Here is an 18326-nt window from a genome sequence, read left to right on the forward strand (position 1 = left end):
TTTTCCCTGAAGGGGTGACGGTGTCTGTCATGCTTTCCTGACCAAAGAACCTTCGAGCATATTTTTGGGTAGAAGGGTCTATTAAATCAAGCTACGTTGTACGCACCGTTAGAAAAAGGAAAAAGGCTCTCTACTTTCATAAGCTTGGCTCGATTCATTGTTCCAACGTTGAAAGTTATGAATTAGAGACGTCTGGGGCTGAAAGCTTGGTATCTAAAAATAGAACTCCTCAAGACTCCGGTGTTCATTTATCGCTGTCTGGGTGGGGCTTTATCTGCGCACCTGCATTCGTGCAAGAAATCTTGCACGAAGCTCTCGGGTAGCTTACTGTGGTCAATCGTTCAGGAATTCTTGCACGATTGGAGTTGTGATGAGCCCACGAAAGTATGAGCATCCGGCCACCGAGGACCTTGAATTTGTCCGTGTTCTGGCTGCGGTAAGTGATCCCATCCGGTTAGAGATGGTTAGGCGCCTGGCAGACGGTCAGGAGCACGATAGTTTGACGCTCGCTGATGACCTGCCACGATCTACCCTGACCTACCACACTCGGCAGCTGCGTGAAGCCGGTGTGACGTGGACAAGAAGCCAGGGACGAACTTGTGTTATCTCTTTGCGCAGAGGCGATCTAGACGAACGGTTCCCTGGTTTGCTCGATATGGTGATTTCGAATGCTTAAACAGCTGTGGCCGTTAGTTTTGGGCAGTGTAGCGCTCGGATTGGACGCATATGTTATCGCTGGGCTGCTATCACAGATTGCAAACGACTTGGGTACAAGTGGCAGTGTGATCGGCTTGGGCGTTACCGCCTTTACCGGCGCGTACGCAATATCTGGTCCGCTGTTCTCGGGTAGGGCAGGCAAAGATCCGCGGAGTGGTCTGCTTGGAGCTGTTGCTGTGTTTTCTTTGGCGAATGTCGTGACTGCAGTTTCGCCTACAGTGAGCGTTTTTCTAGTGTCGCGCTTAATCGCAGGTGCAGCAGCGGGAATTTATTCGCCGTTGTCCTCAGCCGTAGCGGGGATGTCTGTCCCAGCAAAGTATCGCGGGCGCGCACTGTCAATGGTGCTGGCTGGCTTAGCGGTGGGAACTGTCGTGGGCGTACCGGTGGGATTGGGGGTAGCTAAACAGCTAGGCTGGAGGGCTACCATCGCTTTGGTCTCGGCCATTGGAATAGTGGCGTTAGCGGGTCTAGCGTTGCGCAAAGCGAGTGTGGTACCGGCTGTGCCCTCCTCCTCGTTGGGGCAGCGACTCCGAGTCATCGGCCGAGTGGATAATTTCCTGACGATCTTAGTTACCTTCTTTGTTGGAGTGGGTTCGCTGGGGTTGTACACCTATATTCCTGTAGTGCTTGATCGTGTGCAGGTAGACACCATTGCTGGCATGTGGGTCTGGGGTATCGGCGGGGCAGTGGGTGCTTTTGGGATTGGTAGGGTGCTCGACAAGGTTAATAGTTCACGCAAACTAACGGTCATTATCATTGCATTACTCGTGACTGATTTCGCTCTACTGCTTCTCTTCCCTTCGAGCCACGTGGTGGCAGTGGTGTGTCTTTTTGCTTGGGGGCTTTTGGGGTGGTCGTCTATGGCACCGCAGCAGCATTCGATGCTTAGTGCAAACCCTGATGAAGGGGCGACTGCTGTTGCTGCTAATGCATCTGCGAACTACCTTGGCTCGGCAGTCGGCTCCGCAGTGGGTGGATTACTGTTGCCCTCCTCCACGGGAATCCTGTTAGGAGCATTAGGTGCAGTCCTAGTAGGAATCGTCTGCAGTATTGGGGCTAGTGCCTCTTCTCGCTCTCATACTGGGGACAATGTGAATTAGGAATACTTCGGATTGATGGGACGATGCCCGAATCGACATAGTCGAGCTCTTCGTCGCATTCCCTTTGAGACCTTTGCTTTGATACTCTTAGCAGCTAAAAGGACTGATCCTAGGTCTTTGATTTTCTCGCAGTAAATCATGTCAGTAGTGGTATCACTGAAGTTACCGCGGAAAAGAATAATGAAATGTGCGGACCGCTGCCGCGCTGCGAAGTCCCCGCTACACTCGCGCTTATGACCGATCTGCAGCATGTCCACTCCGTTGATGAGGCGGTAAACCGTCTGATCGAGATTTACGAGAATTCCTGCGAGCTTGCGCGCAAGACTTTGGAATCAGGAAACCTTGATGACTATCGCTATGTGGTTTATCCCAAGGTCACGGTGGATATCCGCAAATGGCAGCCGATCGATCGTTCTGAGCCCTTCGGCTACGTTAACGAGGCCGGCAAGTACTCGGCGGTAATCTCCAAGCCGCACATCATTCGGGACTACCTGCACGAGCAGCTGACTCGCCTGGCGGGGAATTATCCGTGCGATATCTTTGTTGGCCAATCCGACCAGCGCATTCCACCGGAGTACATCAAGGACACAAGGAAAGCCCCGCAGGAACGCGGGCCTATTCCGCTTCCGACGCTGGATGAGGTCAATGATGCAATCATTGATGGCGAATGGGATGCCTTCCACGGTGCGGAAAAGCCGCTTTTTCATTTTGGCGCCCAGCGCTTTGATATCGCGTGTGAACGCATTGAGCACTACACCGGCATCGAGGTCGATACGGTGCAAAAATACATTTTGTTTACTAACTACGCGATGCACACCACCGAGTTTGTGAAATTCGGTTTGCGCGAGTTGACCAGGGAAGACTCGCGTTATACCGCCTTGGTGCTACCCAATGGAGAGACCATCCACCCCAACGATGCGGTGGACCTCGATGTGGATGGTCTTACCTTGACCTCTCGCTTCCAAATGCCACGCTTTGATCTGATTACTGCCGGTGGTGATGGCATCACGATGATCAATATCGGCGTAGGCCCCTCGAATGCCAAAACCATTACGGATTGCTTGGCGGTGCTGCGGCCGGAGGCCTGGATCATGATCGGCCACTGCGCTGGCATGGATGGGCGCATGCGCATCGGGGATTTGATTTTGGGCAATGCCTACCAGCGCAATGACCACATCTTGGACCAAAAGGTCGCGGCGACCTCTCCCATCCCGGCGATTCCGGAGGTACAGCGCATGCTTGAGTCTGCGGTGAAGGCGGTATATGGCGACGATAATTCGCTCATGCGAACCGGTACGGTGCTCTCCACCGATGATCGCAATTGGGAGTGGCGCACTAACCGGGATCTGTGGGAGTGGCTGCGTACCTCCACCGCGGTGGCTGTCGATATGGAATCGTGCACGCTCGCGGCCAATGGCTATCGCTACCGCGTTCCTTATGGAACTCTGCTTTCGGTCTCTGACCTGCCGCTGCACGCGGTGCCGAAGCTGCCGGCCCAGGCGCAAGCCTTCTATTCCAACTCGAAGGAAGCTCACGTGATGTGCGCGGTGCGTGCGATGGAGCATCTAGCCGAAAATCCGGAGCGCCTGCGCACGCGCAAGCTGCGCCGGACTTTGGGCGAGGTTCCATTCCGGTAGGTGCCTTTTCTTTGGCAGGCAATGCTCGTTAAACTACAAAGAAATCCCATGACGCAAAAGGAGCCACACAATCGTGACTGAAAATTGGATCCACCCGGACCGGGAAAACCTCACCTGGGAGGTCTTCGGCGAGGCGAGCCGTAACCTGTCGGAACAGATTGTGGAATCTGGTTGGTTCCCTGACCTCATCGTGGGCGTCGCCCGCGGCGGCCTGATCCCAGCCGGTGCTATCGGTTATGCCATCGGTGTCAAGGCCATGGGCGCTATCAATGTGGAGTTCTATACCGATATCGGGCAAACCCTGGAGGAGCCCATCATCCTCTCCCCGCAGCTGGACACGGATTCGCTAAAGGGCAAGAAGGTACTGGTAGTAGATGACGTCGCGGACTCCGGCAAGACCCTGGATCTGGTGGTTAATCTGCTTAAGGAAACCGCAGACGAGGTGCGCTCGGCCGTCATTTATACCAAACCGAAGACCATCTTTGAACCGGACTTTTCGTGGAAGAAGACCGATCAGTGGATCAACTTCGCCTGGTCCGTGCTTCCCGTAATCACTGCAGATGGCTCCTTTAAGGAAGGCTCCTAAAGTCCACTAGGATGTGCAGGCGTGATTAAAGAACAGCCTGCCCCTACCGGCGTCATCGCCAGTTTCCGTTATGCATTTTCCTCGCCCGCTCGTCTGCGCAAGGAAGTCTTTGGCGGACTCGCGGTGGCGCTTGCTTTGATCCCGGAGGTCTTAAGCTTTTCCATCCTTGCGGGCTTGGACCCGCGGGTGGGATTGTTTTCCTCCGTCGTGATGGCAATGTCCATCGCCTTTACCGGCGGCCGGCCGGCGATGATTTCCGCAGCGGCCGGCGCGGTGGCACTCGTTGTCTCTCCGCTCGCGCATGAACATGGTCATGACTACGTGGTCGCCGCGGTGCTCTTGGCGGGAATCATGCAGGTAGTTTTGGCTGCGGTGGGCGTCGCCAAGCTCATGCGCTTTATCCCGCGCTCGGTGATGACGGGGTTTGTGAATGCGCTGGGAATCATGATGTTTACTACGCAGCTGCCGCACCTTAGTGATGTGCCGTGGATGGTCTATGTGCTGGTGGCCATTGGCTTGGCAATTATGTTGGGGCTACCGCGGCTGACCACGGTGATTCCCGCCCCGCTCGTTACCATTGTGGTGGTCAGCATCATTGCGGTCGTGGCCGGGTGGCAGGTCCCCGATGTGGCGGACCAAGGCGAGCTTCCTACCTCGCTGCCGGGACTTTTCGTGCCGGATATTCCGTGGAACCTGGATACCTTGCGGCTTATTGCGCCCTATGCCTTTGGTATGGCGTTGGTGGGGCTGATGGAATCGCTGCTGACGGCGAAGCTGGTGGATGACATTACGGATACCCACTCCGATAAAACGCGCGAGTCCTTTGGCCAGGGCGTGGGCAATATCCTCGCCGCGGCCATTGGCGGTATGGGCGTGTGCGCCATGATTGGCCAGACCATGATCGGCGTGAAGGCATCCCAGGCGCGCACGCGCTTGTCGACGTTCCTCGCGGGCGCCTTCCTCCTTATCCTGTGCCTTCTTCTTGGCGAGACCGTCGGCCGCATTCCGATGGCCGCCCTGGTGGCGGTGATGATCATCGTGGCCGCAACTACGGTGGATTGGCACTCGGTTCACCCGCGCACGCTTAAGCTCATGCCGCTATCAGAAACGCTGGTGATGCTGGTAACGGTGGTAGGCACGCTGGCCACGCATAACTTGGCGGTCGGTGTGGTGCTCGGTGTGGTGACAGCATCCATTGGCTTTGCCCGCCGCGTGGCTCACCTGGTGGAGGTAGAGCAAGTAGGCGATGCCGAGTATGCGGTGCGTGGCCAGCTGTTCTTCGCCTCCTCCAATGACTTGGTCTATGCCTTTGACTACACGCTGGACACCCAGCGTGTGGTGGTAGATATGACGGAGGCCGAGGTATGGGATGCCTCTACGGTGGCGACGCTGGATGCGGTGCAGAAGAAGTACGCCGATCGGGGCATCGAAGTAGAGTTTCGCGGACTAGAGGGAGCTAGTGCGCAGCGCCTTAATCGCCTTAGCGGCCGCCTAGGTGACTAACATCACATTTATGGACTGGGGTGCGGAGGCTTAAGTAGTAGGCGCCGAACTGACCTTGAGCTCGCGTTGGCGTAAATGCAAAGGATCTGCGATGACCTCGCGTTCTTAGGGGAACTTTGCCTGCGCGCGGTGGCTAGCTTTGTCTTGGCTAACTTAGGTTATCCAATCTAAAAAAGCATAATGACGTGCAAGTTTACTTAAGTAGGCCTTGCTGGATCACGGGAGAATCTTCGGTAGTGTGGTGTTTAGCACTTATTGATTTCCCTGCACAGAAAGGTTTCCCTGCACAGAAAGGTTTTTACAATGGACGAGAAACTGCAAACCCTCCTGAATAACCAGGTCATTAGCGAGTACGGCGCTTCCATGGTCTATACCCAGCTGGCCTTCGAGATGGACAACCTCTCCTTCCCGGGTATGCGCGATTGGTTTATGGGCCAAGCCGCTGAAGAGCGCGTGCATGCCGAGAAGATTGCGGACCACTTGCTCTCCCGCGGTTATCGCGTAGAGCTCACTGACATCCCGGTTGGTTCGGTAAAGGCCGCTAACCCGCAGGATGCGTTCCAGGCTTCCCTGGAGCACGAGCAGAAGGTCTCCGAGGAAATCCGCACCATCGCTCGCGCGGCGCTGGACGCACAGGACCTGGAATCCCGCCAGCTTGTTGACTGGTTCCTGAGCGAGCAGGTGGAAGAAGAAGCTACCGTTTCTGAGATTCTGGACCAGATCAAGCTGGTAGGAAATGACGGCTCTGGCCTGCTACGCATCGATGAGCGCTTGGCTGGTCGCACCGAAGGCGGCGCTGCCTAAGCGCGCCTGGGTGAATAACAAACCCATCAAGATTTAGAGCAATCCTCCCACGGCACTGCACTGCCGTGGGAGGATTGTTTTTATGTCAACACAACGCAAGGCTTTCTGTGCCATGACGCTTTTGATTCTGGCGCTTTTTCTCATCGTGGGAGCGGCGATTATGTCCACCCACGTGGCCTTGGGGGTATTCCTGACCACTGCGGCGCTCATGCTCGGTCCATTCGCCGGGCTCGCGCTGCTGGTGTACGGTGCCGCGGGAAAGCGCGGCTTGGTTACTCGCTCGCTGTATAGCCTTGGTGGCATGCTGCTCATCGGTGCGATCGGCGGCATTTTCGCCTTGTCTATGGAACAGGTCTCCGCGATGCTGCCCGTTTTTGTGGCCGGCGCCGGTGTGGGAATCGTAGCCGTGCTGACCCAGGCGCCGAAACGCGCATAAACTGGCTCTCGTTATGCCCAAACTCCTTTTTGATATGTATGGCGTGCTCATGCGCCCGGCTACCCCAGAAAGTCATGCAGCCTTGGAGCGCCTCCTCGCGCCATCCGATGCCGAGGCGATGTGGGAGGCCTACGGGTTTTATCGCCCGGACTATGATGCCGGCATCTTTAGTGATAGCCACTTTTGGAATGAGGTAGCGGCCCGCGCAGGGTTGGGGGAGATACCCGTCGCGGAGGCGGTAGCGTGTGAAAACCGCGGTTTGCTGGAGGCCGACCAGGAGATGGTCGCTTTGGTCAAGGGGCTTATCGGGGAAGGCTATAGCGTGGGCATCTTGTCTAATATTCCCACCACGCTGGCGGGCCAGGTGCGCGAGAAGCATACCTGGCTAGAGGACTGCGCGGCGGTGACCTTCAGCTGCGATATTGGGCTGGCAAAGCCGCACCCGGAGGCTTATCGCGTAGCCGTGGATGCGCTATCCGCGCAGCCGAAAGATACGCACTTTTTTGATGACCGCATCGACTACGTGGAGGGCGCTAGCTACTGCGGGCTCAATGCCCATCTTTTTCGCGGCATCGACTCGGTACGTGAGGTGTTAAGCACACTGGAGTGAGCGGCCTAGCTCCAGCGGTTGGCGCAGGAGCTGGTCGGTGGCCACGGTGCGGGCTACCGCGCGGACAATCTCCTTATGGCTGGGGATCATGCGCAGCTGCAACTCATCGCCTGCGGAGGCGCGGACGGTGGCGGCGAATTGCTTGGGGGCCTTCGGGTCGTCGGTAAACGCGCCGCCGGCGATGACCACGGTGGCCGGGGAGTGAGCTTTGACCAGTTCCGCGGTGATGGTGCTCAATTGGCGGGCACGCTCGTCCAAAATGGCGCGGACGGTGGGGTTGGATTCGGCGATGTGGGCGGCCTCGGTGAGCGAGGCAGCCTTCACTCCCTCCTGCCGTATTGCCTCGAGGATGTGCCGGGTGGCCAGTAGGTGCTCGGAGGCGCCGTGGCCAAGGAGCTCAGAGTGCGTTTGCGGCACGGGAATAATGGGGCTGACCTCGTCCTCGACGGAGAGTGCCGAGCCGATGGAATCGTCCGCAAAGAGCACCAGAACGCGCTCGCTGGTGCCAATCTCGGCCGCCTGGGTTTCGGAGCCGAGGATGGCCGGGATGGCGGAGGAGACTACTACGGGTACGCCGAACTGGAAGCGCAGGCGTTCGGCGATGTCCACGCCGTGCCAATTGAGGTTTTCCGCGGTGACCAAGCCGTTGTCATCCACGGTGCCGGAGGTGGTCACGCCGAGGGAGACCAAGCGGTGGTTCAGGTTGGTCATCATGCGATTGATGCCGGCCATGATGTGCTCGAGGAAGTCATCCTCGCTGAGGTTTGCTACCGGCGTAGCCAACTCTTCTTCGCTTAAGGTGCGGCCCTTGATGTCATAGAGGCCGATGTAGGTCTGCTTGGTGCCCACGGAAATGCCACCGAGCGCCCAGTCATTATCGGCTGCCTCAAGCGGCACGGTTGGCCGGCCGCGCCCACGGGATTGGGTGAGGTCGGTGCGTTCCTGGATGAGGCCCGCGTTGAGTAGGGAAGTGGTAGCGCGCGTGATGGTGGGCTGGGAAAGCCCGGTGGCTTCCACCAACTCGCTCCGGGTGATGATCGGGTTCAGGCGCACCAAATGGAGGCACTTTGCGGCCGGCGTGCGGGGCCGCGTGAACACTGGGCCAGATTTGATCATAAAAAGGAGTATAAGCATCCCAGACTGCTTTGTCTAACCTGATAAACGTTTCATGTACCGAATAGTCTAAAGGTGGTGGTGGGGGCTCAGATATCTATGCTGGAGAGCATGCAGTCAGTAGCGGTTTATTGTGGTTCAGCAACAGGAAACTCCCCGGCCTATACTCAGGCGGCACAGGAATTGGGCACCGAACTGGCCCGACGCGGCCTGAACCTGGTGTATGGCGGCGGCAATATCGGCTTGATGCGCGAGGTGGCGCAGGCTTGCCTGGCTGCTGGCGGCACCGTCACTGGTGTGATGCCGCAGTCACTGGTGGATCTAGAGATTTCCCACCCCGGCCTGACCACTCTAGAGGTCGTGGGCTCCATGGCCGAGCGTAAGACGCGCATGGAGCAGCTTGCCGACGCCTATATTTGCCTCCCCGGTGGCGTCGGCACCCTTGAAGAACTTACTGAGGTACTCACCCTGCAGCAGCTGGGCCACATCCGCGGCCCGGTAGGCCTAGTTAATGCCGCGGACTTTTGGCGCCCCTTCTACGCCATGTACGCCGCCATGGCCGAATCCGGCTTTATCTTGCCGCGCTTTGTAGACGCGCTGGTGATGAAAGAGAAACCGCAGGATATCCTGGATGAATTCAACCACTGGAGCTATCCCGGCACAAAGTGGGACAACGATTAGCTAACAAGTTCGCAACTTCATCCTCCCCGGGTGGCCTATAGCCAATACTTAGGGATAGACTTCCTCGTTATGAGTTCTGAGCAGACCGCTAAGCGCCAGCCCTCTCTACTGGACGCTTCGTGCGATAACTTCGTTCACGACCTAGCCGAGCTTTCCCCCACCGATGCCACCGCGTGGGGCATTGACGGCTACGAGGGCGAATTGCAGGATTTCTCCCCCGAATACTTCACCGCCATCGCGGATCGCACCCGTGAGATGGTCGCGGACCTGGATGCCTTGGATGACACCACCGATGAATCCGATGATGAGGATGACTTTGATGAGGTGGACTACGTCACCGCGGCCGTTTTGCGTGATCGCCTGTGCCTCGATCTAGATCTGCACCACCACAGCGAGGATGTGCGCTGCCTGAATAATATCGCCTCACCGGTGCAGACCATTCGCGATACCCTGCTGTTAATGCCACAGGATACGGAGGAGGACCGCGATGCCATTCGCTCCCGCCTATCCCAGGTGAAGAACTCTTTGGCCGGCTATCGCAGCTCCCTGGAAGAGGCGGCCTCCCACGGCATGGTGGCACCACACCGCCAGATCTCTGAGGTCATTGTGCAGTGCGAGCGGCTTGCCGACGCCGACTCGATGCTCGAGTCCCTCGGCCTCGACGCCGACTCCGCCGAGGTACAGCAGGCCAAGGAGGCCTTTGGCGAGTTTTCCGATTGGCTCTCCAATGACCTGCAGCCCCAGGCGCCTAATAAGGACGCCGTGGGCCGCGAGCGCTACGAGCGTTTTTCCAAGCTCTTTGTGGGCGATGCCGTTAACCTCGATGAGGCCTATGAGTGGGGGCTTGATCAGGTGCGCAGCCTGCGCGCGGAGCAGGAAAAGATCGCCCACGAGCTCTATGGCTCCGATTGTTCGGTGCGCTCGGCGATGCGCAAGCTTAACCACGAGGAGCGCTATACCCTGCGCGGCACCGATGCGCTGGTGGAGTGGATGCAATCCACCGCCGATGGCGTCATCGCTGAGCTTAATGGCAAGGAATTCGATATTCCGGAAGAAGTAGAAGAGATCGAGTGCTGCATCGATCCAGCCGGCACCGGCGGCATCTTCTATACCCCGCCGAGCGATGACTTCTCCCGCCCGGGCCGCATGTGGTGGTCCGTGCCGGAGGGCCAGGACACCTTCCACACCTGGCAAGAGCTGACCACCGTCCACCACGAGGGCGTGCCGGGCCACCACCTGCAGCTCGGCTCCGCGCTGGTGCAAGAAGATCTCAACCTGTGGCGCCGCGCCGTGACGTGGAACTCCGGCCACGGCGAGGGCTGGGCGCTCTACGCCGAACAGCTCATGGCCGAGCTGGGCTACATGGACGATCCAGGCTTCCGCATGGGCATGTTGGATGCCCAGCGCCTGCGCGCCGCCCGCGTGGTCGTGGACATCGGATTGCACCTGGGCAAGCAGCTGCCGGATTGCTCGACGTCCGGAGTGTGGGACAAGGCGCACGTGAAGACCTTCATGCGCGAAAACACCGCCATGGATGATGCAAACCTCAACTTTGAGGTCAACCGCTACCTGGGCTGGCCCGGCCAGGCGCCGTCCTATGCCCTGGGCCAGCGCCTGTGGCAGGAAACCCGCGCCGAGGCCGAAAAGCAGGGCATGAGCGCGCGCGAGTTCCATTCCGAGGCCCTCGCCCTAGGCTCTGTGCCGATGTCCGTCCTGCGCGAGGCCGTCTTGGACAACTAGCGGCGCAGCAGCCGCTGGGCCAGCCGCAGCAGCTGTGGCAAGTAGCCCGCTACGACCAGCACCGCGATGAGTCGGGTGAGCTGGACTGCGATGACCGCGGGCCCGGCCCCGCCCTCCGCCGAGAGCGCGAGTACCGTCTCGAGCGCGCCGGGGCTCGTGGCCAGGTAGGCCTCGAAGTAGGAAATGTGTAGCCACATGGTCAGCGGCCAGGCGGTGGCCGCGCAGATGCCGATAATGACCACGATGAAAAGAACCGTGGCGGGCAATTGCTTGGCAAAGGCCTTGAGCGCGGGCAGCGAAAGCCCGCCGCCGCAGACCCACCCGATGGACAAAAACGCCATCACTTTAAAGGCATAGAGCGGCTCGAGCGTGTGGCCCTCCGGCAGTACGAAGGAGGCTAGGACCGTCAGCAGCAAGGGGCCGAGCACCGCGGCGGCGGGGAGATGGAGGAACCTGCCTACCTTTTCTCCTATGAACGCAATGACAACCACTAGGGCAACTATCCACCAGGTGGTTTCGCCGTCAACCGAAAGATCCGCCCCCTCGCCGGCGGGCGTGTCCAATAAGGCGACCACGGCGGGTAGCGATACCGAGACTACTAAGAGGCGCAGGTATTGGGTGAGGGCGACGTAGCGGAAGTCGGCACCGAGTTCGTCGGCAAGCGCGGGCATCAGCGACGCACCGCCCGGCAGCATGGATAAAATGCCGGTTTCGGAGGAGACATCGTGCGGCTGCGCTCGGTGTAAGAGTTGGCCGCCGATAACGCCTACCATCAGTGTGACAAAGGACATCGTCAGGGCGGCAGGCAGGAAGCCGAGCAATTGGCCCACCGGTACCACGGTCAGCGGAATGGCAGCCATCATGCCGATAAAACCACGCGACATGCTATAAAAACTGCGGTTCACGCGCAGATCTTCCTCAGTAAAAAGCGCCATGGCGCCGGAGGAGAGGATTGCTGCCAAGATCCAAGCAGCAGGTACGTGCCACATACTAAACAGCCAGCCCAGCACGACGGAAGCAAGAACGACAAGGGCCCACCGAGCCACAGTACGGGCACTGAGCCCGGCGCCTTCCTGCTGTGCCGCCATGCGAGCCTCCTAGTTCTGCTGTGCCAGTGTAGTCCCCCTTTTCTCTCCACTACGGGGAGGGCGGCAGGCGGGTTATCACCTTACATCATTTAGGTTTTATGATCGGGGCATGGAAATCGACGTAGCGCAGTGGGTGATTCTTTTCTTCGGTACCGCGGCCGCAGGGTGGGTCGATGCGGTCATCGGCGGTGGCGGATTGATCCTGATCCCGATGCTGCTGGCGGTCCTGCCGGGCCTTGCTCCGGCCGCCGCTTTGGGCACTAGTAAGCTCGCCGCGGTGACTGGCACCGGATCCGCTGCCGTGACTCTCGCGCGTAAGGTGAAGTTGGACAAGGCGGAGATGGCACGGTTCCTCCTCATCGCGCTGGTCTGCTCCGGGCTGGGCGCTAGCGTGGCCTCGAGCCTCGATAAGGACGTCATGCGCCCCATCATCATCGTGCTCATGGTGGCCGTGGGCATCTTCGTAGCCTTCAAGCCAGACTTTGGCAGTAGCGACTCGGCCGGTACCCGTGGTGGTTGGCGGACCGTCGTGGTCTTGGTGCTCTCCGGCATCATTTCCTTTTATGATGGCATCTTCGGACCAGGTACCGGCATGTTTTTGATCATGGCCTTTACCTCTATTTTTGCGCAGAACTTCCTGACTTCTGCGGCCATGGCCAAGGTGGTCAATACCGCTACCAACTTCGGGGCGCTTATCGTGTTCATTGTCGGCGGACACGTGTGGTGGACGCTCGGTATCGTGCTCGGCGTAGCCAATATCGCCGGCGCACTCCTCGGTGCACGTACCGTACTAGGTGGCGGTGCCAAATTCATCCGCTACGCGCTACTTACCTTGGTCGTGGTCATGAGCTGCTACCTGGGTTGGCAGCAGTGGGGCTAACTACATTCGGTTTTTGGTGCGCGCGGTAGCAACCGCATTCCACGGGTCCTCCGGCCATGGGTGCTTGGGGTAGCGCCCGCGCATATCGGCGCGCACGCCGGCATAAGGGCCGGACCAGAAGCTGGCGAGATCATCGGTCACCGCGAGCGGGCGGCCCGCGGGGGAGAGCAGATGGAATTGCACGCGGTGGCCGCAGTATTCGGGGGATTCGGCCAGGCCGAAGCATTCCTGCAGCTTGATGTGGACCACGGGGCGGTCGCCAGACCAGTCGATTCGTGCGTCTCGGCCGGAGGGAACCGGTAGGCGCTCGGGAGCGAGCTCGTCGAGGTGGGTGGCTTCCGGCCAGGGGAGTAGGCGTTGTAGCGCGGGGTACATGTCTAGCTTGGCAGCGGGAGTGCCCTCGGCGATGCGGTGTAATTCGGGCCCGAGCCACTCGGCGGGATCCGCGGAATCGACGTCGGGCCACGGCTCGCCAAAGTGGGAGTGCAGGTGGCGCAGGCGGTCTTTTAATCTTTGGGCCTTCTCGCTGAAGGTAAAGAGTCCTAGGCCTTCTTCACGGATGCCGGCGGCAAGCGCCTCCTCGGCTGCGGGGCCGGTGACCTTGACCGGGGTTTCAGAAAGGGTGATGGCGCCCGCGGCCTTGACCTTGACGCCGCGCACGCGGCCATCGCGCAGGAAGGCGCGGGTTTCCTCGGTGACGCCGATGGTCTCCAGCGCTGCGCTTTCCTCGATGCGCGCGGCCGAGCGAATGATGGCATTGCCCGCATTGGACAGGGAGGCCTCCGCGATGGCGAGCCACGGGGCACCGGCTAAGCCCGAGTTATCGAGCAGGCGGGCGCGGGTGCCGCTGGCCAGCAGGTAATCCTCGCCCATGCGCTTGGCCACCTGCTCGGGAAAGGCGGTGGCGACAACCTCTCCGGGATCGGCCGGGCCGAGATCGTCTACGAGGCGGGCGAGCCGTTTGACTTCTCTTTGAGGTGGGTGGTGACGGGTGAGATCGGGGGTGAAGGGGGCGTCGGCAAGCGAGGCGATCATGGGCGCGGCCTGGCTGCCGTGGCGGAGCAGGGCGGCGCCGAGGCGCGGATCGGTGGGCAGGAGGGCGAGTTCCTGCGTGGCGCCAATGCGCTTGAGGGTCGCCTGCGCGGATGCCAGGGCCTGGGCCGGCGGCGGATCGAGCAGCGGGAAGTCCGGGCCCGCGCCCCAGCAGTCCATAAACAGCGCGGCCTGGGTCAGGTCCGCGGACAGGATCTCCGGGGTGGTGTGTGGGGAAAAGTGCTGGTAATCATCCTGCGAGTAGCAGCGGATTACGGTGCCGGGTGCCTCACGGCCGGCACGACCAGCGCGCTGATCGGCACTCGACTTTGAGGTAGAAACCGTCACTAGCCCGGACATGCCGCGTTGGGCGTCGCGCCGGGGAACACGGGAAAGCCCGGCATCGACCACCACGCGCACACCCGGCACGGTAAGCGAGGACTCCGCGATAGAGGTAGCCACGACGATGCGCCGCTCATCGGTATACAGCGCGGCATCTTGCTCCGCGGTGGTCTGCTTGCCATGCAGGGGGAAAACATTATGGCCTGCTAAGGCATCGCACACGAGATTAACCTCGCGCACACCGGGCACAAAGACCAGCGTTGATTCCTGCTGGCGGGCTGCTTGCTTGGCGACGTCCCCGTAAAACTCCCTCGTTCCCGCCGCCCTGCCCGGCAGAGGGGCGTAGTGGATATCGAGCGGATGGGTGACCGCCTCGGTGACGTGGACGGGCGCGTCCATAAGCTGGGAAAAACGTTGCGCATCCACGGTCGCGGACATGGCGATGACGCGGAAGTCCTCGCGCAGCTCGGCTAGTTCCAGGCACATGCCCAGCACCAGATCCGTATCGAGCTGGCGCTCGTGGACCTCATCGATGGCAACGGCAGCCACGCCCTCGAGTTCCGGATCCTTCAGCAGGCGGCGCAGCAGCACGCCCGGCGTGACGAACTCGACCTCGCTGCCTTTGCGGGACTCGCCCCGGATGGCAAAGCCGACCTTGTCCGGGGTGCCGCCAAGCGTGCTTAAGCGCTGTGCGGCCGCACGCACGGCCACACGGCGTGGGGCGGTGACGATGACTTTTCCGCGCCCTGCCGCGTGATTGGCCAACGCCGGTGGCACGAGCGTGGTTTTACCCGTACCGGGCGGGGCCTGGATGACGACGTTTCCGGTTTCAGGCAGCGAATCGATGGTCTCGGCTACGGGCAGTCCCGCGCCGATGCGAGCGAGATCAAACATTTACTTGGCGGCTCCAAAACCCTCGACGGGGCCGTTGAGATCCTGGCGCTCCCAGGCTTCCTCATTGTCTTCTAGCTTGCGCACCACGCGCCCGGGTGATCCTAGGACCAGCGAATTATCCGGGATATCGGTGGTGATAAGCGTGCCTGCGCCTAAGACGCAGTTCTTTCCAATCGTGATGCCCGGCAGCACGGTGACATTGGCACCGAGCCAGGTGTTATCACCGATGGTGATGGGCTTGGCTATCTCCCACCCACCGGCACGCATCTCATGATCGTTTACCGGATGCCCCACCGTAATCAGCGAGCAATTGGGGCCCACCATGACGCCATCACCCAGCGTCACCTTGGCCTGGGCCAAGATGGTGGCGCCAAAATTAAGGAAGACGCGCTCGCCGCACACCAGGTTGCAGCCATATTCCAAATTCAACGGCACGTGCAGGCCCGGCACCGCAGATTCTTCCGGCAGGATTTCGCGCAGGATGTCCTTCGCGCGCTCCGGATCCGTATTCTGCAACTCATTGAGCTGTTTAACCAAGCGGAAAGTGCGCTGGTGCTCTTCCTTCGCCTCCGGCATGCTCGGCAGGAACCACTGCCCACCGGTCATCCGCTCCCATGAGCCGTAGCGTTCCAAGTCCTGCCGCCCCTGTGCATCCATGGGTGTCATTGTAGAGGGTGAGGCGCCCCTAGTTTTCTCTAAGTGGTTGGGCCATTGGGAGTATGCCCAACAAAGTTGATCAGGATGCAACGAACCGTATCCGCTTGGTGGCGGATCGCGGTGAGGTAGACAAGCATTCAATGGAGCTCACATGCCACGGCGCAGCACCGAAACCGGGAAAACTCTTAGACCGCACTCTGGCACTGGCCACAGAAAGTCGGCCGCAAAGGAGAAATTGCTTGACACTTTCCGTGGGCATAGCTTCCGCGCTTTGTACGGGAACCCCTGTGGAACAGAGTCGCCTGGTCAACCACGCAGATTGCGGTGTTTACGGTGAGCGGCCGATACGGTATCCCCTTAGACAGTGAAAAGTACTGCTATCGGCTCATGCACACACTGCTCTGCCGGTGCGTGTAGCCAGTGTCTGTCCGCCGCGCGCAAAGGTGGTCCACCTGGCACCACACATAAAGCAACGAGGGATCAGAAACATGACACGGCCTTGCCAATGATGGATTCCCAGCACCAAGAGCAGGCAACCTGTGGGAAGTGGTCAGTACATATGACAGATCGGGAAAGGATTCGCATATACCGCTTGTTATTCCTGCAAGCTTGCCGGCTAAGCACTATTGGTAGCGCGACGTGCACCTAACCTGTGGTCACCACAGTCACTCAAGCAAGCAATTATGTAGACAAAGAAAAACGCAGGTCTTCTTCATCATTCGGATCGCGGGAAGCAGTACCTCAGCATTGTCTACAGCGAAACGCTTGCTGAGCACAGCAACGCCGGTTTGTCGAGGGGCACTCGGTGCCTGAAAAGCCACTACTGTGGCCAATGGTCCGTTGATACCCCGATGGACAGCGTCGTAAGCGAGGAAAATTCGCGACGTTTGAATAGATGAAATGGCTAAAAATTCCAGGCCTCGAAGCTTCTAAGCTACTGAACCCATCTGAAGCTCATTCAGAGTTCTAAAGCTAGAAACCAAAACCTTCCAGAACTCAAAGTAAATACCGATACCTAGGAACACTGCGCAGCGCACGTCATTAGCCTGGGAACAAAAATCGGGGTGCTGCACATGAGAAACAACAGGAAAGACAACTAAACCTTTACCTCTGACGAGGAACGTTGTGGCACTTGAAACGATGGTGATGCTTCCACGGGTAACGTTTCTGGTAGTTCAGCCTGATTCCAGCTCTAGTGCAGGCACAGCATGTATAGCCTCGACCAAGTTGCTAAACATGACAGAAGCATCGGTGGGCCCCTGGCAGGCCCTCCATATATCAACGACAACTGCGACACCTATAGCGCGAAGCTCCAGGAGAGGGACCTCCTGAGCACTGCATGTTTGGGCTAAGTGACGCCCCCAGTGTTGAAGCTATAAGTCAAGAACAAGGTGGGGCTGGAATAGCTTTGTCGTCCACGACCTGCGAGACCCTGCCACCGGCACTGCCGGGCACGCTCCGGATGTGCAAACTGTATTAGGCATTTGTGCAGCTCTAACGAGAGACAAATCCTGCGGAATCGAAACGGTACGGGATTGCGCCCGCTAGGGCATGGCCGATGTACAAATGGAATCTGTTTCAAAAGGATCAGCGACTGATTTTTAGGGATTTCTCAGACGATTGAAGGTTACTTATAAGAGACCGACAAAATGCCCTGTAGCTGTATTTATGCTGAAAAATGCATTACGCGCAGCTACCTAAATGGTGGTAATGTTCAAACTGCACTAAAAGACTGATCGATGGCTTGGCTTTGGGGCCGTAATCAGGTGCGGTGTGCTCAGCATAGAAAACTAGCTGTGAGCAGCGATATTCCCTGCTGATCAGGAAAATATATTTTGCCAACCTAAGAGGAAAAATGGATATTTCAAGAAGCTTGCCTCGAAAGAGGTGGACGCTCTTAACTGCAATTCTCGCTACACTTGCGGTAATCGCGGCCTTGCTGACTGTGCCATTAAACAATGCCAGCGCAGCGGAGCCGAAGGATTTTAAGCCCAACACGACGCTGGGTAGCGATTATAAAAAGGAATTAAAAAGCCGAGAAGAGACAGGCGAAGATGAAAGTTACATCGCCGCGGATTATAACTGGGGCGTGCTAGTCTGGGCGGGAGCGCCAGTAGGGGAAGGTACCGGCACGGGCCCAAATGAAAATAACGACGTGGGCTGGGCGTGGTGTGTTGCTCCTCTTGCTCATACCCCGCTTGAGACGAAAAAAGCATATCAGAAGGCGACCGCCACAAGACTCAAGTTTGATAATCAGTATCATGACGCTGTGATTAACCTCGCACGGAAGATGGAAAGTGCAGCTGCTCGGGGGGACGAAGAATCGGCTGCCAAGGCTGCCAACTATTACGTCTACCTATTGGCGTTCCTCAACATGGGGTCCAAAAATCAAACGGATGTCGTCACAAAGAAAGCGGTCATTGGTACGATCAGGAACAACGAAGATCAGTATCAAGTCAGTAACAGAACCGGCAAACGGGTCAAGGTTTTTCCGAAGTTTAGCGGA

16 protein-coding genes are annotated in these 18326 nt (G+C 58.7%); 11 read left to right on the forward strand and 5 right to left on the reverse strand.

Translation table 11 applies throughout. The features are described 5' to 3' along the window. The first annotated feature begins 370 nt into the window (after positions 1–370). The 8 genes from ACLI1L_RS00405 to ACLI1L_RS00440 all read left to right on the forward strand — a co-directional run bounded on the left by ACLI1L_RS00405 (position 371) and on the right by ACLI1L_RS00440 (position 7393). Positions 371–676, forward strand: a complete 306-nt coding sequence (locus tag ACLI1L_RS00405) for an ArsR/SmtB family transcription factor (RefSeq protein WP_005326349.1) — start codon at positions 371–373, stop codon at positions 674–676. After that, a complete protein-coding gene (locus tag ACLI1L_RS00410) occupies positions 669–1817 on the forward strand; it encodes an MFS transporter (protein ID WP_250409662.1) in 1149 nt (382 codons plus the stop codon). Before ACLI1L_RS00405 ends, ACLI1L_RS00410 begins: the two co-directional genes overlap by 8 nt. Positions 1818–2050: 233 nt before the next feature. Next, positions 2051–3454, forward strand: a complete 1404-nt coding sequence (gene amn / locus ACLI1L_RS00415) for an AMP nucleosidase (protein ID WP_411707751.1) — start codon at positions 2051–2053, stop codon at positions 3452–3454. A 73-nt stretch (positions 3455–3527) separates the two neighbouring features. After that, positions 3528–4040 carry a phosphoribosyltransferase gene (locus ACLI1L_RS00420; RefSeq protein WP_005326355.1) on the forward strand — a complete coding sequence of 171 codons (513 nt, stop codon included), beginning with the start codon at positions 3528–3530 and terminating at the stop codon, positions 4038–4040. 21 nt (positions 4041–4061) lie between these two features. Continuing rightward, on the forward strand, positions 4062–5543 hold the full coding sequence (locus ACLI1L_RS00425; RefSeq protein WP_394287013.1) for a SulP family inorganic anion transporter: 1482 nt from the start codon (positions 4062–4064) through the stop codon (positions 5541–5543). Between the two features lie 303 nt (positions 5544–5846). Continuing rightward, positions 5847–6347 carry a ferritin gene (locus ACLI1L_RS00430; protein WP_394287014.1) on the forward strand — a complete coding sequence of 167 codons (501 nt, stop codon included), beginning with the start codon at positions 5847–5849 and terminating at the stop codon, positions 6345–6347. A gap of 82 nt (positions 6348–6429) precedes the next feature. Further along, a complete protein-coding gene (locus ACLI1L_RS00435) occupies positions 6430–6783 on the forward strand; it encodes a hypothetical protein (protein ID WP_200288422.1) in 354 nt (117 codons plus the stop codon). Between the two features lie 13 nt (positions 6784–6796). After that, a complete protein-coding gene (locus ACLI1L_RS00440; RefSeq protein WP_023020292.1) occupies positions 6797–7393 on the forward strand; it encodes an HAD-IA family hydrolase in 597 nt (198 codons plus the stop codon). Here ACLI1L_RS00440 and ACLI1L_RS00445 read toward each other — a convergent pair. After that, positions 7376–8509 carry an ROK family transcriptional regulator gene (locus ACLI1L_RS00445; RefSeq protein WP_411707752.1) on the reverse strand — a complete coding sequence of 378 codons (1134 nt, stop codon included), beginning with the start codon at positions 8507–8509 and terminating at the stop codon, positions 7376–7378. The two genes, ACLI1L_RS00440 and ACLI1L_RS00445, sit on opposite strands and share 18 nt — an antisense overlap. A gap of 108 nt (positions 8510–8617) precedes the next feature. Here ACLI1L_RS00445 and ACLI1L_RS00450 point away from each other — a divergent pair, with 108 nt between their 5' ends. Together ACLI1L_RS00450 and ACLI1L_RS00455 are read left to right on the forward strand one after the other, a co-directional pair. After that, the gene (locus ACLI1L_RS00450) at positions 8618–9187 is read left to right on the forward strand and encodes a TIGR00730 family Rossman fold protein (RefSeq protein WP_411707753.1); all 570 of its coding nucleotides are present in this window, start codon (positions 8618–8620) and stop codon (positions 9185–9187) included. A 69-nt stretch (positions 9188–9256) separates the two neighbouring features. Continuing rightward, on the forward strand, positions 9257–10927 hold the full coding sequence (locus ACLI1L_RS00455) for a DUF885 domain-containing protein (RefSeq protein ID WP_411707754.1): 1671 nt from the start codon (positions 9257–9259) through the stop codon (positions 10925–10927). On the opposite strand, the gene ACLI1L_RS00460 is transcribed toward ACLI1L_RS00455, so the two are convergent. Next, positions 10924–12015, reverse strand: a complete 1092-nt coding sequence (locus ACLI1L_RS00460) for an AbrB family transcriptional regulator (protein WP_411707755.1) — start codon at positions 12013–12015, stop codon at positions 10924–10926. The two genes, ACLI1L_RS00455 and ACLI1L_RS00460, sit on opposite strands and share 4 nt — an antisense overlap. 109 nt (positions 12016–12124) lie before the next feature. Between ACLI1L_RS00460 and ACLI1L_RS00465 the strand changes: the two genes are divergently transcribed. After that, positions 12125–12895, forward strand: coding sequence for a TSUP family transporter (locus tag ACLI1L_RS00465; protein WP_411707756.1), 771 nt, complete (start codon positions 12125–12127; stop codon positions 12893–12895). Here ACLI1L_RS00465 and ACLI1L_RS00470 read toward each other — a convergent pair whose 3' ends face one another. From ACLI1L_RS00470 to ACLI1L_RS00480, 3 genes are all read right to left on the reverse strand, one after another. Further along, positions 12896–15163, reverse strand: coding sequence for an ATP-dependent RNA helicase (locus ACLI1L_RS00470; protein WP_411707757.1), 2268 nt, complete (start codon positions 15161–15163; stop codon positions 12896–12898). It abuts the gene before it with no gap. Beyond that, positions 15164–15829, reverse strand: a complete 666-nt coding sequence (locus tag ACLI1L_RS00475) for a sugar O-acetyltransferase (RefSeq protein WP_411707758.1) — start codon at positions 15827–15829, stop codon at positions 15164–15166. It lies immediately after the preceding gene. A 1674-nt stretch (positions 15830–17503) separates the two neighbouring features. Continuing rightward, on the reverse strand, positions 17504–17818 hold the full coding sequence (locus ACLI1L_RS00480) for a hypothetical protein (RefSeq protein WP_411707759.1): 315 nt from the start codon (positions 17816–17818) through the stop codon (positions 17504–17506). Between the last annotated feature and the right edge of the window lie 508 nt (positions 17819–18326).

Source organism: Corynebacterium sp. LaCa117 (assembly GCF_046717765.1).
GTDB lineage: Bacteria > Actinomycetota > Actinomycetes > Mycobacteriales > Mycobacteriaceae > Corynebacterium > Corynebacterium kefirresidentii.